The 26294-nt window shown below is 47.3% G+C and carries 19 protein-coding genes and 1 tRNA gene; 18 read left to right on the plus strand and 2 right to left on the minus strand.

Going from position 1 to position 26294, the window contains the following annotated elements:
• Positions 1–9 precede the first annotated feature (9 nt).
• From BN3656_RS10195 to BN3656_RS10255, 12 genes are all read left to right on the plus strand, one after another.
• The gene (locus BN3656_RS10195; protein ID WP_066547522.1) at positions 10–2523 is read left to right on the plus strand and encodes an ATP-dependent Clp protease ATP-binding subunit; all 2514 of its coding nucleotides are present in this window, start codon (positions 10–12) and stop codon (positions 2521–2523) included.
• Between the two features lie 128 nt (positions 2524–2651).
• Positions 2652–3068, plus strand: coding sequence for an endosialidase (locus BN3656_RS10200; protein ID WP_066550707.1), 417 nt, complete (start codon positions 2652–2654; stop codon positions 3066–3068).
• Between the two features lie 105 nt (positions 3069–3173).
• Positions 3174–4562: a DNA repair protein RadA gene (gene radA, locus BN3656_RS10205; RefSeq protein WP_066547525.1), complete on the plus strand. Its 1389-nt coding sequence runs from the start codon at positions 3174–3176 to the stop codon at positions 4560–4562.
• Between the two features lie 553 nt (positions 4563–5115).
• Positions 5116–5655: a Uma2 family endonuclease gene (locus tag BN3656_RS10215; protein WP_066547532.1), complete on the plus strand. Its 540-nt coding sequence runs from the start codon at positions 5116–5118 to the stop codon at positions 5653–5655.
• Between the two features lie 95 nt (positions 5656–5750).
• Positions 5751–5821, plus strand: a tRNA-Trp gene (locus tag BN3656_RS10220).
• 108 nt (positions 5822–5929) lie between these two features.
• Positions 5930–7069 carry a DUF4317 domain-containing protein gene (locus BN3656_RS10225; protein ID WP_066547534.1) on the plus strand — a complete coding sequence of 380 codons (1140 nt, stop codon included), beginning with the start codon at positions 5930–5932 and terminating at the stop codon, positions 7067–7069.
• Between the two features lie 117 nt (positions 7070–7186).
• Complete coding sequence (locus BN3656_RS10230; RefSeq protein WP_066547537.1) at positions 7187–7609, plus strand: NUMOD1 domain-containing DNA-binding protein; 423 nt, start codon at positions 7187–7189, stop codon at positions 7607–7609.
• Positions 7610–7783: 174 nt separating this feature from the next.
• On the plus strand, positions 7784–9022 hold the full coding sequence (locus BN3656_RS10235) for a 6-phosphofructokinase (RefSeq protein ID WP_066547540.1): 1239 nt from the start codon (positions 7784–7786) through the stop codon (positions 9020–9022).
• Between the two features lie 6 nt (positions 9023–9028).
• The gene (locus tag BN3656_RS10240) at positions 9029–9718 is read left to right on the plus strand and encodes a hypothetical protein (RefSeq protein WP_066547544.1); all 690 of its coding nucleotides are present in this window, start codon (positions 9029–9031) and stop codon (positions 9716–9718) included.
• A gap of 31 nt (positions 9719–9749) precedes the next feature.
• Entirely contained in the window at positions 9750–10412 is a 663-nt protein-coding gene (locus BN3656_RS10245; protein ID WP_066547552.1) for a hypothetical protein, read from the plus strand.
• Positions 10413–10704: 292 nt separating this feature from the next.
• On the plus strand, positions 10705–10950 hold the full coding sequence (locus BN3656_RS10250) for an HPr family phosphocarrier protein (RefSeq protein ID WP_066547554.1): 246 nt from the start codon (positions 10705–10707) through the stop codon (positions 10948–10950).
• Positions 10951–11090: 140 nt separating this feature from the next.
• Positions 11091–13538 carry an ATP-dependent DNA helicase gene (locus tag BN3656_RS10255; protein WP_066547557.1) on the plus strand — a complete coding sequence of 816 codons (2448 nt, stop codon included), beginning with the start codon at positions 11091–11093 and terminating at the stop codon, positions 13536–13538.
• A gap of 10 nt (positions 13539–13548) precedes the next feature.
• Here BN3656_RS10255 and BN3656_RS10260 read toward each other — a convergent pair whose 3' ends face one another.
• Positions 13549–14424 (minus strand): LysR family transcriptional regulator, encoded by an 876-nt coding sequence (locus BN3656_RS10260; RefSeq protein ID WP_066547560.1) that lies wholly within the window; start codon positions 14422–14424, stop codon positions 13549–13551.
• 130 nt (positions 14425–14554) lie between these two features.
• On the opposite strand from BN3656_RS10260, the gene BN3656_RS10265 reads away from it, so the two are divergent.
• The 4 genes from BN3656_RS10265 to BN3656_RS10280 all read left to right on the plus strand — a co-directional run bounded on the left by BN3656_RS10265 (position 14555) and on the right by BN3656_RS10280 (position 18939).
• On the plus strand, positions 14555–15205 hold the full coding sequence (locus tag BN3656_RS10265; protein ID WP_066547562.1) for a sigma-70 domain-containing protein: 651 nt from the start codon (positions 14555–14557) through the stop codon (positions 15203–15205).
• A 9-nt stretch (positions 15206–15214) separates the two neighbouring features.
• Entirely contained in the window at positions 15215–15820 is a 606-nt protein-coding gene (locus tag BN3656_RS10270; protein WP_066547564.1) for a histidine phosphatase family protein, read from the plus strand.
• Positions 15821–16022: 202 nt separating this feature from the next.
• A complete protein-coding gene (locus BN3656_RS10275) occupies positions 16023–17498 on the plus strand; it encodes a DUF4454 domain-containing protein (RefSeq protein ID WP_066547576.1) in 1476 nt (491 codons plus the stop codon).
• Between the two features lie 193 nt (positions 17499–17691).
• Positions 17692–18939, plus strand: a complete 1248-nt coding sequence (locus tag BN3656_RS10280; RefSeq protein ID WP_066547579.1) for a 6-phosphofructokinase — start codon at positions 17692–17694, stop codon at positions 18937–18939.
• A gap of 85 nt (positions 18940–19024) precedes the next feature.
• On the opposite strand, the gene BN3656_RS10285 is transcribed toward BN3656_RS10280, so the two are convergent.
• The gene (locus tag BN3656_RS10285) at positions 19025–20503 is read right to left on the minus strand and encodes a DUF1846 domain-containing protein (protein ID WP_066547582.1); all 1479 of its coding nucleotides are present in this window, start codon (positions 20501–20503) and stop codon (positions 19025–19027) included.
• Between the two features lie 310 nt (positions 20504–20813).
• Here BN3656_RS10285 and BN3656_RS10290 point away from each other — a divergent pair, with 310 nt between their 5' ends.
• Both BN3656_RS10290 and BN3656_RS10295 read left to right on the plus strand, forming a co-directional pair.
• Positions 20814–24590 carry a phosphoribosylformylglycinamidine synthase gene (locus BN3656_RS10290; protein WP_066547585.1) on the plus strand — a complete coding sequence of 1259 codons (3777 nt, stop codon included), beginning with the start codon at positions 20814–20816 and terminating at the stop codon, positions 24588–24590.
• 168 nt (positions 24591–24758) lie between these two features.
• Positions 24759–26294: a class I SAM-dependent DNA methyltransferase gene (locus BN3656_RS10295; protein ID WP_066547588.1), complete on the plus strand. Its 1536-nt coding sequence runs from the start codon at positions 24759–24761 to the stop codon at positions 26292–26294.

Below are 26294 nucleotides of genomic sequence, written 5' to 3' on the forward strand. Positions count from 1 at the left end.
ATAAAAGTTATGGAACGATATACACCACAGGCAAAGGAAGCCTTAAGCCTGGCAGTTGGCGTGGCAGAGAGCTTAAACCACGGCTATGTGGGTACGGAGCATCTTCTCATTGGTCTTTTGCAGGAAGGAACCGGCGTGGCAGCCAAGGTACTGGAGGAAAATGGAGTGGAAGAGGATAAGGTAGTGGAGCTGGTGAGCCAGCTCATTGCTCCCAATCCTACCCTTCAGACAGCAGATACAGCTGCCTATACTCCCAGAGCCCGCCGCGTGATCGAAAACAGCTATCGGGAGGCTGTGCGGTTTAAGGCAGCCCAGATCGGTACGGAGCATCTGCTCATTGCGATCCTGCGGGAGGGAGACTGCGTTGCCAGCCGCCTTTTAAATACCATGGGCGTCAGTGTGCAGAAGATATATATTGATCTTCTGGCTGCCATGGGCGAGGATGCTCCCACTGTAAAGGAGGAGATGCAGAGCTCCAGAGCCGGACGGCGGGGAAATGCCACACCTACCCTTGACAGCTACAGCCGCAATCTTACAAAGATGGCTGAAGAGGGAAGGCTAGACCCGGTGATCGGCCGTGAAAATGAGATCCGCCGGGTGATCCAGATCTTAAGCCGCCGCACAAAAAACAATCCCTGCCTCATCGGAGAGCCGGGAGTGGGAAAAACGGCAGTAGCAGAAGGACTGGCTCAGATGATCGCAGCAGGAGACGTGCCGGAAACCATTGCGGGTAAGCGGGTGATGACCCTGGATCTGTCCGGCATGGTGGCTGGCTCTAAATACAGAGGTGAGTTTGAGGAGCGGATCAAAAAGGTAATTGCCGAAGTGGTAGACTCAAAGGACGTGATCCTCTTTATTGATGAAATCCATACGATCATTGGCGCCGGAGGAGCAGAAGGAGCCATGGATGCTTCCAATATTTTAAAACCTTCTCTGGCAAGAGGGGAGCTTCAGCTCATTGGAGCCACCACGATCAATGAGTATCGAAAGTATATTGAAAAGGACTCTGCTCTGGAACGCCGTTTCCAGCCTGTTACCATCGACGAACCCAGCGAGGAGGAATCCGTTGCTATCTTAAAGGGGCTCAGAAGCCGTTATGAAGATCATCATAAGGTAGAGATCACAGATGATGCCCTGGAGGCTGCGGTAAAGCTGTCCAGCCGGTACATCAATGACCGCTTCCTGCCGGATAAGGCCATTGACCTGATTGACGAGGCTTCTTCCAGAGTACGGCTTATGAACTATACCCGTCCGGACAAGGTCAAAGCGTTAGAGGCTCAGATTGAAAAGCTGGAGGATGAAAAAGAGGCTGCTGTCCGGGAGGAGGCTTATGAAAAGGCATGGGAGATCAAGAAAAAACAGGAAAAGCTGAGGGAAAAGATCGCTGCCCTTTTAGAGAAATGGCAGAAGGAAAAGGAAACACGCAGACTGATCGTCAGTGAAAATGAGATTGCAGATGTAGTGGCAGGCTGGACCAGGATTCCGGTGAAAAAGCTGGCAGAGGAAGAGTCGGAGCGCCTTAAAAATCTGGAAGGTATTCTCCATGAGCGGGTAGTGGGGCAGGAGGAAGCCGTAACTGCCGTATCAAAGGCCATCCGCAGAGGCCGTGTGGGATTAAAAGATCCCAAACGTCCCATTGGCTCCTTTTTATTCCTTGGCCCGACAGGTGTGGGAAAGACAGAGCTTTCCAAGGCTCTGGCAGAGGCTATGTTCGGTACAGAGACAGCCCTGATCAGGGTAGATATGTCCGAATATATGGAGAAACACAGTGTTTCCAAGATGATCGGTTCTCCGCCAGGATATGTTGGATATGAGGAGGGCGGACAGCTCAGCGAAAAGGTACGCAGGAATCCCTATTCCGTGATCCTTTTTGATGAGATTGAAAAGGCGCATCCGGATGTATTTAATATTCTCTTACAGGTTCTGGACGACGGTCATATCACAGATGCCCAGGGACGGAAGATCGACTTTAAAAATACCATTATCATCATGACCTCCAACGCAGGGGCAGAAAATATCATTTCCCCCAAGCGTCTGGGCTTTGGAACTGCCACAGATGCAAAGGCCGACTATGCCTTTATGAAAGGCCGTGTGATGGATGAGGTGAAGCATCTGTTTAAGCCGGAATTTTTAAACCGCATTGATGAGATCATCGTGTTCCACCAGTTAAACAGAGAACATATGAAGGGGATTGCAGATATTATGCTGCAGGGTATTATAAAGCGCAGCAGAGAACAGCTGGGGATTACTCTGTCTGTAGATACGGCGGCCAGAGATTATCTGATCGATAAGGGCTATGATGACAAATACGGCGCAAGGCCTTTAAGACGTACGATCCAGAACCTTCTTGAGGATAAGCTGGCAGAGGCTGTGCTGGATCATAAGGTGCGAAAAAATGCTCTGGTAGAGGTAGGACTTGAGGGAGAGGATCTGAGCTTTTCCGTAAAAAAGAAAGCTGTACCGCGGAAAAAGTCCGCTTCCGGCGAAATAGAAAAGCAGGTTTTAGAAAATAAGGCAAAGTAAGAAAAAATAACTGGTTATTTTGAACCGGTTGTTGTATAATCGGAGTACAGAATATCCCTGTGAGACAGGGAGTGGAGAATGGCAGTCCGCCTTATGGGACGGGACTGAATGAACAGGAGGATAAAAAGATGCCGGTTGTTGAAGAACTGATCCGCACAGAGCAGGATGGCACCATCAGTTTTGGTAATTACACATTGGGACAGAAAGCGAAGAAGTCCGATTTTGAATATCAGGGAGATGTTTACAAGGTAAAGACCTTCTATGAGATCACAAAGCTGGAGCGCAATGATCTGTTTGTATATGAATCCGTTCCGGGTACAGTTGCAGAACATTTCCTTGTGTCAGATGAAGGTGTGGAGTTTTCGGTAGAGGGCGCTAAGGATGCCCAGATCACTGTACAGCTGGAGGATGACACAGACTACGAGGTGTATGTAGACGGAGTGGCTGTAGGCAGCATGAAGACCAACATGAGCGGAAAGCTCAGTGTCAGTGTAGAGTTGGAAGAGGGAACGGCTGTAAAGGTAAAGGCCGTAAAGAGAGCGTAAGGATGGATTCTGTCTGAGAAAACAGACGGAACATTAGGAGGCCGGAGACGGCCTCCTTTTTTCAGAATTCCGCTGTCAGCGGATCAAAGAACAGGGAGTAAACAAATGGCAAAAGCAAAGACAACTGCATTTTTCTGCAGTGAATGCGGATATGAATCTTCCAAATGGATGGGTCAGTGTCCGGCTTGTAAGGCATGGAATACCTTGGTGGAGGAACCGACGGCAGGATCAGCACGGTCTGCATCCCCCTCTGGCCGTCTGTCTGCCGTAAGCGGGATCGGTGCAGGCAAGAGGGAGAAAGCTGCCCTCTTATCAGAGATATCCTTAGAAGAAGAGGATCGGATTTCCACAGGCTTTAAGGAGCTGGATCGTGTGCTGGGAGACGGGATCGTAGCCGGTTCTCTGATACTGGTGGGAGGAGATCCGGGAATCGGGAAATCCACTCTTTTATTACAGGTCTGCCGTCAGCTGGCAGCAGATGGAAAAAAAGTGCTCTATATATCAGGAGAAGAGTCCTTAAAGCAGATCAAGATGCGGGCCTGCCGGATCGGAAGCGTAACAGGAGATCTGCGTTTTTTGTGCGAGACAAATCTGGACCGGATCAGTCAGGCCATTGATCTGGAAAAGCCCCAGATTGTGGTGATCGATTCCATCCAGACCATGTACCGGGAGGAGATTTCCTCTGCTCCCGGAAGCGTCAGCCAGGTAAAAGAATCCACAGGCCTTTTGATGCAGATTGCAAAGAGCCGGGGCATTGCCATCTTTGTAGTAGGCCATGTGACAAAGGAGGGGGTGGTGGCAGGCCCTAGAGTGTTGGAGCATATGGTGGATACGGTGCTCTATTTTGAAGGAGACCGGAACGCAGTCTATCGGGTTTTAAGAAGTGTAAAGAACCGTTTTGGTTCTACCAATGAAATCGGTGTATTTGAGATGCGGGAGGAAGGCCTCATGGAGGTGGAGAATCCTTCAGAATATATGTTGGACGGCCGGCCGGAAAATGCTTCCGGGGCAGTGGTTTCCTGCTCTTTGGAAGGAAGCCGTCCCATCCTTTTAGAGGTTCAGGCTCTGGTAGCTGAAACAAATTTCGGCATGCCAAGACGCACGGCGGCAGGAACGGACTATAACCGTGTGAATCTTCTCATGGCAGTGCTTGAGAAACGGTGCCGATACGAGATGTCCCGTCTGGACGCCTATGTCAATATCGCAGGCGGTATGCGGATGAATGAGCCGGCGTTAGATCTTGCCATTGTAATGGCTCTTATGTCCAGCTATAAGGACCGGCCGGTGGATCCGGGTATGCTTATATTTGGAGAAGTGGGGCTTTCCGGGGAGGTCCGGGCGGTTTCACAGGCGGACAAACGGGCAGCCGAGGCAGCCAGGATGGGCTTTACTTCCTGTGTGATTCCAAAGGTCTGTCTCGATAAGATGAAGCCCATAAAAGGGCTTAAGATGATCGGGGTGTCCAATGTGCGGGAGGCGATCGGGCTTTTGTAGGGGTGAAATCATATGGATAACGTTCGAACGAAATTCTGATTCAGACTTCTTTTTCATACGTTGCTAACCGACATTTTACAGATCCCCAAAATACACAAAATAATCCAACGTTATTTTGACGAACCTATTTTAAAGGATGGTTTTCTTTTTGGTTTTGTTCTGGTAAACTATGTTTATCAGAAAGGAATGGAAGAAGATGTCCGATGGGAAGAATCAGATTAGTATAAATATAGAAAATTTCCCGATTGGAGGCTTGGAATGAATGAGCTGAGTATTAGCACAATCTGATGCTCATTATCGGAGAGGGTACGTTGTGTTTGATGGATGGCGCAGATGCGGCAATTCGTTCTGGTGGAAACATTTAGAGAAGTATGTATTCGTTTGGATATCGGCTTCCTGTTGCAGAAACAGCTGGATGCTTATATTAGAATCAACGAAGCCCTGGCATTGTATTTGACTCAAATATGCAATCTCAGCTTATTCGAATTTCATCTTCGAATAAGGGTGATTCTGGATAGTTACGTTATAATAAGCAGAAAAGGATGATGTGTAAATGGACGCAATAAAACAAATATCCTATACAATAAAGGATATCTACAATCTTCCAGAGGGTAAACGGGCAGAGTTAATTAACGGACAGATTTATATGATGGCTCCACCAAGCACAAAACATCAAAAACTTATAAGTGCTTTGCATGGGAAAATTTATAATTATATTGAATCACATAATGGAAACTGTGAAATTATTCCTGCGCCATTTGCTGTGTTTCTAAAAGACAATGATGAAAATGAATCCTATGTAGAGCCGGATATATCTGTAATCTGTGATCCTGATAAGATAGATGATAAAGGCTGTCATGGATCGCCGGACTGGATTATAGAAATAGTTTCATCTTCAAGCAGGAAAATGGACTATTCCAGAAAGCAATTTTTATATTTGGAAGCAGGTGTCCTGGAATATTGGATTGTTGATCCTATAAAAGAAACTATTTTAATTTACAGGCAATCTGAGGATTGGGTTCCGTTATTTGCCAGGTTTGGCGAGAAAGTAAAGTCAGGAATTTATGATGATCTGGAAATAGTAATTGTATAATCTAAAAAAAATAATTTAAAAAAACTGTTGACACTTTCCTGATGGTATGGTATTATAATTGAGGTTCGAGAGAACAGCAAAACAAACAACCAAATAGGGGAATAGTTCAATGGTAGAGCAGCGGTCTCCAAAACCGTAGATGGGGGTTCGAGCCCCTCTTCCCCTGCTGACTATTTGAAAAAATAGCCCAACCCGCAAGAAGTCCGGAGTACTGTAGAGTATTCCGGTTTTTTGTATTTAAACAAGGAAATCGGAACAGGAGATACAGAAATTTATGAATAAGAAGGAATGTAATGAGATCAAAAAACTTTTTACCCCTGCAAACTGTGCCATCAGCCGGATCTGCGGCTGCTATGTAGATTCAGAGAAAAACAAAAAGACAGAATTAAAGGAAGCCTTCCTTTCTTTGCCGGAGGAGGAGGCATTTAAGTATTTTACCATTTTCAGAAACGGGCTTTCGGGAACAGTGGGGAAAAATCTTTTAAATATGGAGTTTCCTTTACATACGGAATCAGAAGGGGGCACCCAGAACTTTCTTTTAAAGCTGAGAGACAGTGAATTAAAGGATGAGGCGCTCATCGAGGAGTTTTATGATAAGATTATTGCCAATTTTGATTACGGTGAGAATTATTATATCATTCTCATCCACTGTGCCTATGATATTCCTGCAAAGGCCACAGACGGTTCGGAGATGTTTGACGCGTCTGATTATGTATATGAGTTTATCCAGTGTACCATCTGTCCTGTGAAGCTTTCAAAGGCAGGGCTCTGTTATAATTCCATGACAAATGCCATTGAAAACCGCATCCGGGACTGGCTGGTGGAGGCGCCCATCAACAGCTTCCTGTTCCCGGCTTTCAATGACCGGAATACAGATATTCACAGTCTGCTCTTTTATGCCAAAAATCCGGAGCAGCTGCCGGACAGCCTGATTGACGAGGTATTAGGCTGCGGGATTCCCATGTCGGCCAAGAGCCAGAAGGAAACTTTTCAGGCGATCGTGGAGGAAACACTGGGAGAAAACTGTGATTTTGAAACCGTAAAAAATATCCATGAAAATTTAAGCGAACTGGTAGAGGAGACAAAGGACGAGCCAGTGCCTTTGACTCTGGATAAGTACCAGGTAAAGAAGCTCCTTGAAAATAACGGCGCATCGCCGGAGAAGCTTGAGGAGTTTGAGGAGCGCTATAAGGATGTGGAAAATACGCCGGAAACAAGCTTTGTGGCAGCTAATGTGGTAAACACAAAGACATTTGAAATAAAAACACCGGACGTGACCATCAAGGTGGCTCCGGATAAGACGTATTTGGTGGAAAACAGGATGATCGACGGACGCCCCTGCATTGTCATTGCCATCAATGAGCATGTGGAAATCAACGGTATTTCCTGTCGTCCCATTGCAGTACAGAAATAGGCTTTCTGCACACCCAAAGTAAGGCAGTCTATGCACACTTTATGCTGTATGGACAAAAAAAGTAATAGTTGCTATAATGACTACAGCCATATTACAAAAGGAAGGGTGAACTTACAGATGAGTCGTACAATTAAAGCAGGTCATGTATATCGACAGTATTCCCGCGACGGAATGTTTATTGCAGATTATAAAAGCTCCCGTCTGGCTTACGAAGCGACAGGCGTATCGTTAGGTTCTATCGCCAGAGCTGCCCATGGAGAGCGTAAAACAGGAGGCGGTTATCTGTGGCGGGTTGTTCCTGAAAATACTCCCGAAGATCCGATCAGCGTAGATCTTACCAGCCGGATCGGCTACCATGACAAGCGTCCGCTGATCCAGATGACGTTAGACGGCGAACCGGTTGCTGAATTTATTTCTATTGCTCATGCCAGCCGAAGTCTGGGCATCAGCAGAAGAAGCCTTTCCTGTGCTCTTACCGGAGCACAGAAAACGGCCGGAGGCTTTATCTGGAAGGAAAAAGAATCAGAAGAAAACAAATAAAATTGTATAATATATATAAAACACAGCGCAAAATACGGGCATAATCTGAAAAAGTGCTGGAAAAATCCCCTTTCCTATAGTACAATAAGGACACGAGGCAGACAGCCGGGACGGTTAAAGATTCCCCTTCGTCTGTAAGGTTGTCTGTCCATGAACAGGAAAGGGGATTTTGTTATGGGAAAAAAACGCAATATTATCGTAGGACAGTCTGGAGGCCCCACGGCTGTGATCAATTCCAGCCTTGCAGGTGTATACAAGACTGCAAAGGAGAGAGGCTTCCATAAGGTTTACGGTATGCTTCACGGCATTGAAGGTTTTTTGGATGAGATGTATGTGGATTTGTCCACGCAGATTCATTCGGATATGGATATTGAGCTGTTAAAGCGTACTCCGTCTGCCTTTTTAGGTTCCTGCCGTTTTAAGCTGCCGGAGATCCATGAAAATCCCGAAATCTATGAAAAGATCTTTTCCATTATGAATAAACTGGAGATCGAAGTATTTATCTACATCGGCGGAAATGATTCTATGGATACCATCAAAAAGCTTTCCGATTATGCGATCGTAAAGGGACATGAGCAGAAGTTTTTAGGTGTTCCAAAGACCATTGACAATGATCTGGCGCTTACAGACCATACCCCTGGCTTTGGAAGCGCGGCTAAATATATTGCAGCCTCCACAAAAGAAGTGATCCGGGATGCCATGGGCCTTTCCTACAAGCGGAAAATGATTACTATCATGGAAATCATGGGACGGAATGCAGGCTGGCTGACAGGTGCTACGGCGCTTGCAAAGACAGAGGACTGCTGCGGTCCCGATCTGATCTACCTTCCGGAGATTCCCTTTGATGTAGACCGGTTTCCGAAAAAATGCAGTGACCTGCTGGAAAAGAAGCCTTCCATTGTAATTGCAGTTTCTGAGGGCATCAAGGTACCGGACGGACGGTATGTATGCCAGCTGGCCGGAGGAAGCGATTATGTAGATGCCTTTGGTCACAGACAGCTGGCCGGAACCGCAGGCTATCTGGCCAGTTTCCTGGCCGCCAAGACAGGCTGCAAGACCAGAGCTGTAGAGCTTTCTACCCTCCAGCGCAGCGCTTCCCATATGGCCTCACGCGTGGATATCAATGAAGCCTTTATGGTGGGAGGCGCCGCGGTAAAAGCGGCAGACGAAGGGGATTCCGGGCGTATGGTTGTTATCGACCGGGTATCGGATGACCCCTATATGAGCGCGGCAGGAATTTATGATGTGCATAAGATTGCAAATAATGAAAAGCTGGTTCCCAGATCCTGGGTAAACCGGGAGGGGAATTATGTAACCAGAGAATTTATTGACTACGTAGAGCCTCTGATCCAGGGCGATTATCAGCCATTTATGGTAAACGGGCTTCCCCAGCATCTGGTGCTGAAACGGTAGGTAAATATGAGACAGTGGAAAAAATGGGCGGTTTTCATCGGAACGGCCGTATGTCTGGTTCTTGGTTCGGTATATCTGTATACTCTGTTCCGACCCGGTTTATGGATGCAGGAAACGTTTCTGTACCGTCAAAAGGACGGGAGCTTTACAGGAGCGGATGGAGAGACGGATTATAAAATGCAGATCCGCCGCCAGGACAGGGCTGCATGGATTGAGTTTTCTGTTAATGAAACAAAGAAGCTTTATGAAGTCAGATGGGATCCTGATAACTCCAGAGGGAAGATTTTTGAAGACGGGGCTCTGGTTTTCGAGGGGGAAGCCCATCTGGTGGGAGATACCTGGCTTTTAACGGGGGATGGAGAAGAAGTATACTTTGATATGCAGATAAAAAACGGTATATCTACGGAGCATTCCGATGAGGAGCTTTTTCCTGATTACAGCTGTATCTACCGCTGGGCGGTGAATGAGAACTGTCAGAAACGGGGAAGGGTGGAAGTATTGCCTGTGATCGCTTTTTTGGGTGTACTGCTGGCTCTGGATACTGCATTCCCGGATCTGCTTTTTAAATTTCAGTACGGCCTTGCAGTAGAAGGCGGAGAACCCAGCGAGTTTTATCGCATGGGGCAGTTTATAGGAAGAATCGCTATGGTTTTGGGAATCATTGTGGGGGTAGCGGCCAGTTTTCATGCACCCTGATCCCGGTAAAAGGAACAAAGGAGGGACTGGTATGAACGAATGGAACAAAGAAATTCAAAATGAAAATGAGCTTCAGGTTGTGATTTCTGTTTCCAAAGCAGAGGAGCTGGGAAAATGGCTGGGAATACTGTTCTGGATGGTAATTCCCAGTATAGCAGGCGCTGTACTGAGCAATCAGGCGGTGGCAGCCTGGCTGCCTTTTTTGTATCTGCCGGGGCGGATCATCAGTATGGTTACGCTGTGCGCGTATGGCTATATACTTTTAAAGCTGTCTTCTGAAAGCAGCCGCTACCGTATGGCAGCGATTTGCTGTCTGGCATCCGTTGCAGTGGATGCAGGAAGCTCTCTGGTTCCGGAGGGCGCTGCTATGGCTTCGCTGATCGGACTGCTTTCCTTCCCTGTGATGATCCTGGCATTTTACGGGGAATATTCCGAGTATATGGGCCATTCCGAAGTAATCTGTGCGCTGGATGAAGAGATGGCTGTAAAATGGAAACGGCTCTGGAAGTGGTTTGTGTATTCATTTGGATTAATGATAAGCTCCGTTCTTCTGGTGATGTTAAACGGGATGCTGGGAATTACGGCGCTTTTGGTAGGTACCATCGGAACACTGATCGTAAGCGTTATGAAGCTGACCTGCCTGTACCGCACTGCAAAAATATTCCGGGAATATGCAACGGAGAGCAGCAGATAACGGGGGAGCAAAAAAGACGAAAACGTTTGCAAAACTCTCACGAAAATTTCTGTTATCTCTGATTGTATTTAAATGAGAACAAAATGTATTTTCTAAAAACAGGAAATGTAATTTGCAATTATGACGGACAAAATGAGAGCTGTGAGATAAAAATATATAAAATACACAAAAAACATCAGAAATTCATGAATGTCTCGGAGGCAGAATAAAATTTGACATGAAAGTGTAATAGTGATATAACTATACAACGAAATAGAATAACACACTTTGATACAAAAAGGAGTCTTTGAAAATGAAAGAAAAGAAAATTCTGCTGACATCCATTGAGGAGGCAAAGCGCTTTGTAACGGAGGCTTCCAGGTGTGACTTTGATGTTGATGTATTTTATAATCGTTTTACAATTGATGCAAAGTCCATCCTTGGTGTATTAAGCCTGGATCTTGCAAGAGTTCTGACCGTACAGATGAATGGTGAAAATGAAGAATTTGAAGCATATCTGGAAACCATTTCTCCGGATTCCTGCACAACAGCTGCATAAATTTTATTTTTCTTTTAACGGAACCTGTGACAGGGGACGGACTGCGAACATAAGTTTGCAATCCGTCTTTTTTTGTGATATGCTGAAAGCAATCAGAGGAAAAGGGAGCATCTGCTCCAGAGGCCGACAGGAGGGAGAAAATGGCACAGAGGGAAGCTCTGTCTCAGGTACGGATTTCCGTGAGGAATCTGGTGGAATTTGTGATGCGGTCAGGCGATCTGGATGACCGCAGGATGGCAGGAGCAAAAAAGGAGGCTATGCAGGCCGGAAGCCGTCTGCACCGGAAGATCCAGCGCAGGATGGGCTCGGATTATCAGGCAGAGGTAAGCTTAAAGCATACAGTAAAAGAGGATTCGTTTGAGCTTCTCATTGAGGGACGGGCCGATGGGATCATCACAGAGCCCGGCGGAGTGACCATTGATGAGATCAAATGTATTTATATGGATCCGGGAAGGCTGGAGGAGCCGGATCCGGTCCATATGGCTCAGGCGCTTTGCTATGGAACTATATATGCCGTTCACCATGATCTGGAAGAAATTGGGATTCAGCTTACCTACTGCAATATTGAGACGGAGGAGATCCGCCGGTTTAAGGAGGTTAAAACCAGAGAGGAACTGGAGGACTGGTTTAAAGGACTGATCCATGAGTATGTAAAATGGGCCAGGTATCTGTACCATCACAGGATGCGCAGACAGGAGTGCTTAAAGACTCTGCAATTTCCCTATGCGTATCGGGAAGGCCAGAAGGAACTGGCTGCCTGTGTGTACCGCTCTGTGGCAGAGGGGAGAAACCTCTATATCCAGGCGCCTACCGGAGTGGGAAAGACGCTTTCTACCGTATTTCCCAGCTTAAAGGCCATGGGAGAAGGCTATGGGGAAAAGCTGTTTTATCTCACTGCCAGAACCATTACGCGCAGCGTGGCAGAGGAGGCCTTTGATATCCTGAGAGGAGAGAAAGAGCTGTATTTTAACACAGTAACTATTACGGCAAAGGAAAAGCTCTGCGTGCTGGAAAAGCCAAGCTGCAATCCCTATGACTGTCCCAGGGCAAAAGGCCATTTTGACCGGGTCAATGACGCGGTTTATGAGATCATTCATGAGGAAGAGGGGATTACCAGAGAAAAGGTATTACGGTATGCGGAGCGGTTTCAGGTATGTCCCTTTGAGTTCTGTCTGGATATCAGCAGCTGGACAGACGGGATTATCTGCGATTACAATTATGTGTTTGATCCCAATGTGCGGCTGAAACGTTATTTTGCTGAGGGGGAGCAGACGGGCTCTTACCTGTTTTTGGTGGATGAGGCCCACAATCTGGTGCCGAGAGCCAGGGAAATGTACAGCGCAGCCGTTGTGAAGGAGGATCTTCTTTTAGCAAAAAGAATCCTGAAGGGACTTCCCGGAGCGGCAAAGACAGTCTCACTTCTGGACGCCTGCAATAAGCGCATGCTGGAGCTGAAGAGAGCTTACGGGACAGGAAAAGAGGAAGAAGGGATCAGCCACAGGAGAGTTTTAGGCGTAGATTATGAGCTTTTGGGTGATGTGAAGCTGCTTGCCCTGGAGCTGATGGCCATGTTTGGAGAGCTGGAAGCTTTTATGAATGAAAACGGAGAATTTACGGACCGGGATCTGGTGCTGGAGCTCTATTTTAAGGTTCGTGATTTTTTGAATATCCATGACCGTTTAGATGACCGCTACAGGATCTACGCAAGGCTTTTGGAGGATGGAAGCTTTATGGTAAAGCTCATGTGCATGGATCCGTCAGAATGTCTGCGCCGGTGTCTGGATCAGAGTGAAAGTACGGTGTTTTTTTCGGCTACCCTGCTGCCGGTTCAATATTATAAGGAGCTTTTAAGCGGTGATCCGCAGGAATATGCGATCTATGCCAAATCGCCGTTTTCACCTGAAAACCGTCTGGTGCTTGCGGCGTCGGATGTGAGCAGCCGTTACAGCAGGCGGGGACGGAGCCAGTACGAGCGGATTGCAGACTATCTGGAAGTCATTATCCGGGAACGGAAGGGCAATTATATGGTATTTTTTCCGTCCTATCAGTTTCAGGAGCAGGTGGAGGCTATCCTTTTGGAGCGGGAAAGGACAGGCTCTCTGGGCTTTGACCGCATTTGCCAGTCAAACCGGATGACAGAGGAGGAGAGAGAGGCGTTCTTAGAGCAGTTTGAAGCGAAACGCAGCCGGTCTTTTGCCGCGCTCTGCGTAATGGGAGGTATCTTTTCTGAGGGAATTGATTTAAAGGAGGAGCGCCTGATCGGGGCGGTTATCGTGGGAACGGGACTTCCTCAGGTAAACACGGAGCAGGAGATTTTAAAAGAATATTTTGACGAGAGAGAGGGAAATGGGTTTGATTATGCATACCAGTATCCGGGCATGAATAAGGTCATGCAGGCGGCCGGGCGGGTGATCCGCACGGTGAATGACAAAGGAGTGATCGCTCTTTTGGACGACCGTTTTCTGCGCCCGGAGTATGTAGCCCTTTTTCCGAGGGAATGGGGGACCTATACCGTAGTAAACCGCGGAAATGTATCCCAGGCCCTGAGAGAATTTTGGGAAAAATTTCCGCGGCAGGAGGAAATGTAAGCTTCTTTTGCTACAGCATTTCCATAAAGTGTTTGGCAGCCTGGGATACAGGCAGGTTTTCGTTGTAGGCTACTACCATCTGTCTGGCAGGAAGTGTTTCGGACAGCTTAAGGATAAATAAATCCTTATCCTGCTCCGGGATGCAGAAGTCCGGCACAAAGGCGATCCCCAGGCCGATCCGAGCCAGATCAATGAGAAGGTCATTGCTGGAAAGCTCGATTTCAGGCACCAGATCCAGACGGTTTTTCTGAAAGATCTGATGGAGAAATTCGCTGGTTGTGCTTTTTCTGTCTAACATCATAATAGGGTAGTCAAGGAGCTGGTTTAGGGACACTGATTTTCCCTCCAGGTCAAAGGCCTGGCGGTTAGCTACGAATACATCGTGAAATTCATTGATCACCCGTGTGTGCAGGCTGCCTGACAGGGCAGAATTGGGATAATTTGCCACAATAAAATCGCACTGTCCGTTTTCCAGCACCTTGGCACATTCAATGGAAGTGTGGTTCGTAACCTTGATGTGAATATTGGGAAACTCCTTGTGAAAACGGTTCAGATACGTTACCAGATAGTAGCGGCAGATCGTGTCGCTGGCCCCAATGCGCAGCTGACCTCCATTCAGGGTATGGGCCTCCAAAAGCTGGTTTTCCCCTTTTCGGATCAGGTTCATGGCCGGTTCGATATGTTTTAAAAGAATTTCGCCTTCAGGTGTGAGCTGTACCCGCTTGGTGCTTCGGATGAAAAGGGGCTGGTTCAGCTTTTTTTCCAGGACTTTAATGGACTGGCTGACAGCAGACTGCGAGATAAAGAGCTGCTTGGAAGCCTCTGAAAAGCTGAGTGTGGCGGCAACGTGGTAAAACACCTTATATAATTCATAATTTATATCCATTATTAAGTCCTCCTTATAACTGTATCTATATTAACAGCTTTGTGAGGCTTTGTAAAGTGGTTGACTTGGCGGCGGGGATGGATTATTCTTATAGAGATGTTATTTTAATGAAAAAGGAATGTAGATATTCATGGCAGAAAATTTTTATGAAATGTATCTGGAGGAGATGGAGTTAATCCGACCTCTGGATCAGGAAGAGGAAAAGAGAGTCCTGGCGGCAGCTGCCAGGGCAGATAAAGAGGCAGGAAACCGTCTGGTAGAAGGGAATCTGGCTAGGGCGCTGGCTGTTGCAAAGGAATATGAGGGAAAAGAGCTTCCAATTTCCGATCTTGTCCAGGAGGCCAATATGGCTCTTATGATGGCTGTCACAGAGTATGACGGAAGCCAGGAGTGGCCGGACTTTGCAGAAACGAAGATCCGTCAGGCGGTTGAGGCGGCCTTGCTGGAACAAAGGAGCGAGGCGGAGATTGAGGAAACGATGGCAGCCAGAGTGAATGTGCTTCAGACCGTATCCCAGGTCATGGCAAAGGAGCTGGGCAGGGAGGCTACCGTAGAGGAACTGGCGGAAAAGATGAAGATGACGCCGGATGAGATCAAGGATATCATGAAGCTGGCGCTGGACGCCCTGACGGTAAACGGGGAAGGTACGGCGGCTTCTGACGGGGAGGCAGAGGAAGATACAGAACCGGCTCCTGCTCTCCGCAGAGACGGATATGGAAGAAGCGGCCGTCCATCCCTGGGCTATGATCCTATGAGAGACGGCTGGGATTTAAACAGTTAGGAGAAGGGCATGAAATTATACTTAATACGCCATGGACAGACAGACTGGAATATTGAGCGCAGGATTCAGGGACAGCAGGACATCCCCTTAAATGAAACCGGACGTGCCCAGGCCGCCTGCCTCACAAAGGCCATGAAGGATAAAAAGCTGACCGCCATTTATACAAGCCCTCAGATCAGGGCCTATGCCACGGCTCAGGCAGCAGCAGGAGAGAATCCTGTTCCTATCATCCCTTTGCCGGAGCTGATGGAGATTAACTACGGAGACTGGGAAGGGAAGACAGCACAGGAGCTGCTTGAACGAGACGGGGATCGCTATAAAGCCTGGTGGGATCGCCCGGCAGAGGTGGCTCCCCCCGGAGGGGAAACCGTGATACAGGTAGATGACCGCTGCCTGAAAGCCTGGGAGTTCATTAAAAGCCAGATAACCGGCGATACGGCCATTGTATCCCATGGAGGGCTGCTGGCCCATTTTATGGAGCAGCTTTTAAAGGGGAGCGGCGAAGAAGGCGGGGAGCGGGTTGTGCATAATGCAAGCATTACTACCTTTGAGTATGCCCCGGAGACGGGAAGAATAGTTTTGGTCGATTTTGACCGGTGCGATCATTTGGATTAAAACATTTTATATTGTTTCAGTAGAAAAGCTCTGTGCTGTGTCTGCAGCATGGAGCTTTTGACATGGTGCAGCTGAGGCGGAAACTATGTAGCGCGAAAGGGATTTCCGGGTGGGACAGATTGTAAGGAAAACGTAAAACAGGCTCCGGAAAAAGGGAGTATAATAAAAATAAAAAAGGTATTGTCAGGAGGGAGTGTGTTTTATGAAAAAGCCGGTTTTTAGAGCAGAGCTGGCAGCGATGGCTTTGATTTTTGTCGGATTATCGGCAGGATGTGCAGGCCAGAGGCCGGGACGGGAAACAGAAATGGAATATAGCTCTGCTCCTGATATGGAACAGGGGAAAATGGACGAAATAGTGGAAATGGATGATGCGGGCAGGGAGGAGTCTGCTCATGGTGAGCTGCCCCTGAATGATTCGGCTTCCGTCCGCGTACTGGAGGATCTGGGAGCAGAGGCCAGCCTGCTTTCCGAACCATTTTATCTGGCCGGGGACAGCGGAATCAGCTGCATGGTTTATATCGACCCGGATGAAGGGGAGAGCTTTATGGATTCCCATAGGATTCAGCTCTTTTTTTCAGATGACAGAGAGAATGCTTCGGCTGTGGCAGAGTTTGTGCTGGAGCCGGGAAAGGACAAATACGAAATGGTCATCAATGTCCGTCCGTATGCAGACGGGGTACTGGAACGGGAAACAGAGGAGCCGGCCTGTGCTGCTTTTATAACAGATGAACAGGCAGGTACGCGGATTGAAGTAGAAAGTGAGGGAGCATATGGAGGTACTTATTATTCTTCCTGCAATTATGAGGAAATAGGACTGTCAGAGCGGTTTTATACGCGTACAGAACTTGCATGTCTGCCTTCAGAGAATCTTTCTCTTTTACGAAACACCATTTACGCACACCATGGGAGAAAATTCAAAACAGATAGCCTGAATGAATATTTCCAGCAGAAAATCTGGTACAGGGGCAGGATAGAGCCGGAAGCATTTGCAGAGGAGCTGCTTACAGACACAGAGCGGGCCAATGTGCAGCTGATCCGGGAACTGGAGAATATTCCTTTTGAGGAGCGGGTAAAGGAGGGCTATAGAGGCCCTGAGGGTATATCAGAGGCACCCTATCTTCCCTTTCTTTTAAATCAGAGGGAAGGTGAGTCATCACCTCTCACAGGAACCCATGTTTCCAGAGATACAGGCATTTCCTTTGATATGGCGCAGGCGGAAGATCGGGGAACGTATTTTACAGCGCCCGGAGTTATTTCCTGTCCTGTAACTGTTACGCAGGAACAGATGAAAGCGGTGCAGGAGGGAGGGCAGGAAGAGGTAACGGTGGATGAACTCACTGGTAAGACAAAGATATTGGAGATGGAAAATCAAATTCTTGTATTTCATGAAAAAGGGGAAACAGCTGCAGACCCAGGCTGGAATCCCTATATAGGCATTGACTATGATTATGAAAGAGGTGTTTATAAGTTGTGGCAGGACAGCGATGATACGATTATGAAGCCGGTTTATAAAGGAGAGATACGGATTGCCAAAGGCGCTGTCTGCGGCGGCCATGTGTCGCTGCTTTTGGCATCCGCTCAGCCCAGAGAGCTGAGCCTGTCTGAAGAAGAATGGGGAAACTGGATTCTCTATGACAGCAAAGGAACCATATTGGCTGTATATTATTTGGGAGATTAATGGAAGTATTTGTCGAAATGACTCTATTATGTTAAAAAAAAGACGAGATGTTTGTAAAAAAATGCCTGTTTCTATCTTGAAAATTACAAATATTGGTATTAATATAGCAATATGATTGTAAGCGCTTACAAAATGAGAAGGCCGGAAAACGGCTGGTTTCTGAGTGAGGAAGATTCTTTAGGAGGTATCCATTATGAATGAGGTAAGAGGCAATGTGATCGTAGGCCAGTCCGGAGGGCCAACTGCAGTAATCAATTCCAGTCTGGCTGGTGTTTATAAGACTGCCAGGGACAGAGGGGCTAAAAAGGTTTACGGCATGCTCCATGGGATTCAGGGACTTTTGCAGGAGAGATATGTAGATCTGTCGGAGCATATTAAAAATGATCTGGACATTGAGCTGTTAAAGCGTACGCCTTCCGCCTATTTGGGCTCCTGCCGCTTCAAGCTTCCGGAGATTTCAGAGGACAGAGCGATTTATGACAGGATTTTTGAAATTCTGGATGGCCTGGAAGTGGAATATTTCTTTTACATCGGCGGAAATGATTCCATGGATACCATAAAGAAGCTTTCTGACTATGCTCTTTTAAATGGAAGCAAGATCCGGTTTATGGGTGTTCCAAAGACCATTGACAATGACCTTGCGGCTACGGATCATACTCCGGGCTACGGAAGCGCTGCAAAGTATATCGGTTCCATTACAAAGGAAGTGATCCGTGACGGCCTGGTATATGACCAGCAGAATGTAACGATTTTAGAGATCATGGGACGCAATGCAGGCTGGCTCACCGGCGCAGCTGCCCTTGCAAAGTGCGAGGACTGTGAAGGCCCGGATATGATCTTCCTTCCGGAGGTTACCTTTGATGTAGATGAATTTATGCACAAGGTAGCAGAGCTTCACAAGAAGAAAAAGTCGGTTGTGGTAGCTGTATCTGAGGGGGTAAAGACAGCAGACGGCCGTTATGTCTGTGAGCTTACGGACGGAATTGAATTTGTAGACGCCTTCGGCCATAAGCAGCTTACAGGAACGGCCCGTTTCCTGGCAGAGAAGATCAACCGTGAGGTGGGATGCAAGACAAGAGCCATTGAGTTTAACTCTCTCCAAAGATGCGCTTCCCATATAGTATCCCGGGTAGATATCACAGAGGCATATCAGGTAGGCGGAGCTGCCGTTAAGGAAGCCTTTGAGGGTGAAACGGGCAAGATGATCATTTTAAAGAGAGTGTCAGATGATCCTTATATTTGTGTCACAGACATTTATGACGTACATAAGGTGGCAAATGTAGAAAAGAAGGTGCCGAGGGAGTGGATCAATGAGGCCGGCGATTATGTGACAGATGAGTTTGTCAATTATATCCGCCCGCTGATCCAGGCGGAGCTTACGCCTATTATGACAGATGGGCTTCCAAGACACCTGTATTATACAGATGTGGAGAAAAAATAGAAAAAAACGGTAAAAATGCCGGACAGCGGGAACTGGAAAATCCTGCTGTCCGGCATTTAGTTTGTTCAGAATGGATCTGTTTCTCTTAGTGATACAGCTTCTTGTGCTCGTATACCGGTTCGGAGGTCAGATTCATGCCAAGTTTTTTAAAGGTTTTGATATCCACATTGGAGAGCATGACGGAGGTGTGTACCTGGCAGCCCTGAAGCTTGGGAAGCTGTCCCAGGGCTTTTTTTGCAACCGGATCCGTGGCAGCGCTCATGGACAGGGCAATGAGAACCTCGTCAGTATGGAGACGGGGATTTTTGCTTCCGAGATAGGTAGTCTTTAAGGTCTGAATGGGCTCAATGGCAGAGGGTGCGATCAGGTGGGTATCATGGGGGATTTCTCCCAGTACCTTGATGGCATTTAACAGGACTGCGGCGGAAGCGCCTAACAGGCTGCTGGTTTTTCCTGTGACAATGGTTCCGTCTTCCAGCTCAATGGCTGCTGCAGGAGCATTTAATGCCTGGGCACGTTCCAGACAGGGCGTTACCACCTTTCGATCCTCCGGCTTTATTTTGGCCTGCTTCATAAGGAGGTTCAGCTTGTAGACTTCCTCGGAATTTCCCTCCTCCTTGGCCAGATGGTTGATGGCCTGATAATAGCGGCGGATGATCTCCTGGTTGGATGCTTCTCTGCAGGCTTCATCGTCAAAGATGCAGAAGCCAGCCATATTTACACCCATATCGGTGGGGGATTTATAGGGGCTGCTTCCGTAGATGCCCTCAAAGATTGCATTCAGTACCGGGAAAATATCTACATCACGGTTGTAGTTGACGGTTGTTTCTCCATAAGCTTCCAGATGGAAGGGATCGATCATATTTACATCATTCAAATCAGCGGTAGCTGCTTCATAAGCCAGATTCACCGGATGCTTTAAGGGGAGATTCCAGATGGGGAAGGTCTCAAATTTGGCATATCCGGCCTTTACGCCCCGCTTATTTTCATGATAAAGCTGGGACAGGCAGGTAGCCATCTTGCCGCTGCCCGGTCCGGGAGCAGTCACAATGACCAGAGGACGGCTGGTTTCGATATAATCATTTTTTCCATAGCCCTGGTCGCTGACGATCAGAGGGATATTGCTGGGATAGCCCTCGATGCAGTAATGGCGGTATACCTGGATTCCCATATGCTCCAGCTTGGCCTTAAAGATATCTGCGCTCGCCTGGCCCTGATACAGGTTGATCACAACGCTTCCCACATAAAGGCCTTTATCCTGAAACTCCTGAATCAGGCGCAGTACATCCACATCATAGGTGATCCCCAGATCCTGGCGTACCTTATTTTTCTCTATATCAGAGGCGCTGATCACAATGACGATCTCAGCCTGGTCGGCCAGCTGAAGGAGCATCCGAAGCTTGCTGTCAGGTGCGAAGCCGGGAAGAACCCTGGAGGCGTGGTAGTCATCAAACAGCTTTCCTCCAAATTCCAGATAAAGCTTATCACCAAACTGGCCGATCCGTTCTCTGATGTGTTCCGACTGCATGGAAAGGTACTTATCATTGTCAAATCCGATCTTCATGTCTTTCGTTCTCCCAATATTTTATTCTTTATAATCCGCAGCAGACAGCGGATCAACTGTTTCCTAGTATAGCATAGTTCGGGCTAGTGTGCCAGAGTGTGTTTTTAAAAATGGAAATTCGGCACGAAGACTTCTGATATGTTGGAAAGCAGCGGAATATTTATAAGTATAAAAAATAACAGTAATTAAATATATTAACTTTACTAATTTATACCACCTGTGTTATGATATAGGCAGATCAATGGTAATGTATGATTCTGTATTCTGATTTTACAGAGTGCAGGTATGGCGAACCACAGGAGGTTTTTAAATGAGCGTAAGACGAATTTTCGTAGAGAAGAAGCCAGACTATGCGGTAAAGGCTGGTGAGCTGAGAGAAGAACTGGAAAGCTATCTGGATATAAAAGGGGTAAAAAATGTGCGGGTTCTGATCCGCTATGATATTGAAAATCTGTCAGAGGAAACCTATAAAAAGGCTCTTGTGACGATTTTTTCAGAGCCTCCGGTAGATGAGGTATACGAGGAGGAGTTTCCGAAAAATCCCGGCGATCTCGTATTTTCCGTAGAATACCTGCCGGGTCAGTTCGATCAGAGAGCCGATTCCGCAGAGCAGTGTGTAAAGCTGCTAAAGGAAGATGAGGAGCCGGTGATCCGCACTGCTACAACTTATGTGATCACTGCGCCTTTGACCCAGGCACAGGAGGAGGCAATCCGCCATTTCTGTATCAATCCGGTGGACAGCCGTCAGGCTGAGGAAACCAAGCCGAAGACCCTGGTGACTGAATTTGAGGTGCCGGAGGATATTAAGAGCTTTGATGGCTTTGCCCATGCATCCAAAGAGGATTTGAAGGAACTTTACGGTACACTGAATCTGGCCATGACCTTTAAGGATTTTCTTCATATCCAGAAGTATTACGCAGAGGAAGAGCACAGAGATCCTACCGTGACAGAGATCCGTGTGTTGGACACCTACTGGTCCGACCACTGCCGTCATACCACATTTTCTACAGAGCTTAAAAATGTGACCTTTACAGAGGGAGAGTATAGAAAACCAATCGAGGATACGTATCATCAGTATCTGGCAGACAGAGAGGTAATTTATAAAGGAAGAGATGACAAGTATGTCTGCCTGATGGATCTTGCGCTGATGGCCATGAAGAAGTTAAGAAGCGAGGGAAAGCTGGAGGATATGGAGATATCCGACGAGATTAATGCCTGCAGCATCGTGGTTCCCGTTGAAATCGATGGCGTAACGGAAGAGTGGCTGGTGAATTTTAAAAATGAAACTCACAACCACCCCACAGAAATCGAACCCTTTGGCGGCGCTGCTACCTGTCTGGGAGGAGCAATCCGCGATCCGCTGTCTGGACGTACCTATGTATATCAGGCCATGCGCGTAACCGGAGCAGCCGATCCCACCAGGCCATTAAATGAGACCTTAAAGGGAAAACTGCCTCAGAGAAAAATCGTAAACAGCGCGGCCCAGGGATATTCCTCCTACGGCAATCAGATCGGACTTGCAACCGGTTATGTAAAGGAATTGTACCATCCAGGCTATGTGGCAAAGCGTATGGAGATCGGCGCTGTTATGGGCGCTGCCCCCAGAAAATATGTGATCCGCGAAAATTCTGATCCGGGAGATATTATTATCCTGTTAGGAGGAAGAACCGGCCGTGACGGCATCGGCGGTGCAACGGGTTCCTCCAAGGTTCACACAACCGCCTCCATCGAGGTCTGCGGCGCTGAGGTACAGAAGGGAAATGCTCCCACAGAGCGGAAGATCCAGAGAATGTTCCGCCGCCCGGAGGTCAGCTCCATGATCAAGAAATGCAATGATTTCGGAGCTGGCGGCGTATCCGTTGCCATCGGTGAGCTGGCAGCGGGTCTTCAGATTGATCTGGATCGTGTTCCTAAGAAATATGCCGGCCTGGACGGCACAGAGATTGCCATTTCCGAGTCCCAGGAGCGTATGGCAGTAGTGGTAGATCCGAAGGATGTGGAGCAGTTTCTGGCATATGCGGCAGAGGAAAATCTGGAGGCTGTAACCGTAGCTACAGTAACGGAAAGTCCAAGACTTGTGATGAACTGGCGTGGAAAAACCATTGTAGATATCAGCCGTGCCTTCCTTGATACAAATGGAGCACATCAGGAGGCAGATGTTACCCTGGAGGTTCCGGGTCGTGAGGGAAGCCTCTTTGAGCGCAGAGAGGTAGGAGATGTTAAGAAGGAATGGCTTACGATGCTTTCCGGCCTGAATGTATGCTCTCAGAAGGGCCTGGTAGAGCGGTTTGACGGTTCCATCGGTGCTGGATCTGTATTTATGCCTTATGGAGGTAAATATCAGCTTACCGAAACTCAGGCCATGGTAGCCAAGCTTCCGGTATTAAAGGGACATACGGATACGGTAACCATGATGAGCTACGGCTTTGACCCCTACCTGTCCAGCTGGAGCCCCTATCACGGAGCCGTATATGCAGTTGTGTCCTCTGTTGCAAAGATCGTGGCAGCAGGCGGCGATTACAGAAAGATCCGCTTTACCTTCCAGGAGTATTTCCGCCGGATGAGTGAGGAACCATCCAGATGGAGTCAGCCTTTTGCGGCCCTCCTTGGCGCATACAGCGCACAGATGGGCTTTGGACTTCCTTCCATCGGAGGAAAGGACAGTATGTCAGGAACCTTTGACGATGAAACAGGTGAAATCAATGTTCCGCCTACGCTGGTTTCCTTTGCAGTCGATGTAAACAGCAGCAAAAATATCATTACACCGGAGTTTAAGAAGGCCGGAAGCCGGATTGTGGTATTTAAGGCGCCAAGAGACCAGTATGATCTGCCGGATTACGGTCAGATCATGGAAGGTTACCACAAGATTTTTGAGGACATTAAGGCTGGAAAAATTCTGTCTGCCTACGCAGTGGAGGGCCATGGAGCCGCTGAGGCAGTGAGCAAGATGGCCTTTGGAAATAAACTTGGCGTAAAGATCGAGCACAATGTAGACCCAAGAGATTTCTTTGCCGCTGCATGGGGCGATATTGTCTGCGAGGTAGCAGAGGGCAAGATGGGAGAGCTGTCCATTCCATATACCGTGATCGGTGAAGTGACTGACCAGGGCGTATTTGAGTACGGAAACGTACATATTTCCATGGACGAGGCATTAAAGGCCTGGACAGGTACGTTAGAGGCGGTATTCCCGACGGTAACAGGAAAGGAAAAGACAGGCGAAGAGGCCAGAGTAGAAGAAAAGCTCTACCATACAGACGCAGTGTATATCTGTGACCACAAGATCGGACAGCCAACCGTATTTATCCCCGTATTTCCAGGCACCAACTGCGAATATGACAGCACAAAGGCCTTTGAACGGGCCGGTGCAAAGGTTGTGACAAGAGTATTCAAGAACCTGAGCCCGGAGGATATCCGTCAGTCTGTAGAGGAGTATAAGAAGGAAATTGCAAAGGCTCAGATCGTCATGTTCCCTGGCGGATTTTCCGCAGGTGATGAACCGGAGGGCTCTGCTAAATTCTTTGCGACCGTATTCCGCAATGCAGTAATCAAGGAAGAGGTTGAGAAGCTTTTAAACGAGAGGGACGGCCTGATGCTGGGTATCTGCAACGGCTTCCAGGCGCTCATTAAGCTGGGTCTTGTACCGGAGGGAACCATCACGGAGCAGAAGGCAGATTCTCCTACGCTGGCTATGAATACCATCGGACGCCACATTTCCAAGATGGTTTACACAAAGGTAGTTACCAACAAATCCCCATGGCTGGCAGGAGCCGAACTTGGCGGCGTGTACTGCAATCCTGCTTCCCACGGCGAGGGACGTTTTGTAGCAAATGACGCATGGCTTCACCGCCTGATCGCAAACGGGCAGGTTGCCACCCAGTATGTGGACGACAAGGGAAATGTAACCATGGACGAATACTGGAATCCAAACGGTTCCTACATGGCAATCGAGGGCATCACCAGCCCGGACGGCCGTATCCTCGGCAAGATGGCCCACTCTGAGAGACGGGGCGAGGCAGTAGCGGTCAATATCTACGGCGAACAGGATATGAAGATCTTTGAGTCTGGTGTGAAGTATTTTAAGATCTGATAGAGATGGATAAGGGAAGATAGAATTTGAGTGAAAAGACGGCACCTGGGAGTGGTTTTTGGAATCCTGGGGGGCTGTCTTTTTGCGTGGGTATATATGGATTTTGCGGTTAGGGCATGGTATAATTGTATGCTATAAGCGAGATAAAAAGCAGAATGGAGAAAAGGAATGGTAACAGGAGCAATAAAAAATAAAGTAGATAAAATCTGGGATGATATAGCAGCAGGAGGAATTACAAATCCGATTACTGTAATTGAACAGCTTACATATTTGATGTTTATTCGATCTCTGGATGAAAAAGAGTTGGAAAATGAGGAATTTGCCAATATGATGGGAGAGTCTGGAGATTATATTTTTCCACAGACAGAGTCAGGGCAGTCTATGCGCTGGAGCAAATTTAAGGATAAAGATCCAAGAGATATTTTTGATATCGTATCTCAAAGGGTGTTTCCTGCAATAAAGAAAATGAAACATGGTAAATTGCCGGATTTTAATATGGCAGGTGACCTAGTAGAAGTGAATGAAGCAGATCAATATTCCAATAGCGAAAATACTGCATTTTCCAGATATATGGAAGATGCAATGTTCCTTATTCCGACTCCACAGGTATTGCAGAAGATCGTTACAGGATTGGAAGACTTGTATACACATGATATTGCAGACGGTGATATGCAGGGGGATTTATATGAATATATGCTTGGAAAATTAGCATCTGCAGGACGTAATGGACAATTTCGAACGCCAAGGCACATAATAGATATGATAGTTGAATTAGTTGAACCTACTCCGGATGATACTATTTGTGATCCGGCCTGCGGAACAGCTGGTTTTCTGGTAGCTTCAGCTAAATATATCAGAGAACATTACGAGGATACAATGACCAGTGACCAGTGGGATGCCTATGCCAGCACCATGTTTTCCGGATTTGATACAGACCGAACGATGTTACGAATATCTGCAATGAACCTGATGCTGCATTCGATCAGTAATCCGGATGTGGATTATAAGGACAGTGTTTCAAAACAGAATGATATCAGTTCCAAGTATACAGTATGTCTGGCAAATCCTCCCTTTAAGGGAACCATAGACGCAGAAAGCATCAATGATAATTTAAAAGCGGTTACAAATACCAAGAAGACAGAGCTGTTGTTTTTGGCGTTATTTCTCCGTTTGCTGAAAAAGGGCGGAAGATGTGCCTGTATTGTACCAGATGGCGTATTGTTTGGCAGCAGTAATGCTCATAAGTCCATAAGAAAAGAAATCATTGAAAATCATCAGCTTCAGGCAGTTATATCTATGCCTTCCGGTGTTTTCAAACCATATGCGGGAGTTTCAACAGCAGTGCTTGTATTTACAAAGACAGGAGCTGGTGGGACGGAAAATGTCTGGTTTTATGACATGAAAGCAGACGGATACAGCTTGGATGATAAGAGAAGTGAGATCCAGGATAATGACATTCCTGATATTATTGAGAGATTCCATAATCTGGAAAAAGAGGCCGGCAGGGAAAGAACAGAGCAGAGCTTTTTTGTTCCAAAACAGGAGATTGTAGATAATGATTATGATTTATCAATCAATAAATATAAGAAAGTTGAATACGTGCCGGTAAATTATCCGCCAACCCATGAAATTATGGCTGAATTGAGGAGACTGGAAAAAGAAATAGCCGAGGAAATGGCTGAGTTGGAGAAACTGCTTTTGTAG

The sequence above is a fragment of the Clostridium sp. AT4 genome, assembly GCF_001517625.2.
Lineage (GTDB): Bacteria > Bacillota > Clostridia > Lachnospirales > Lachnospiraceae > Enterocloster.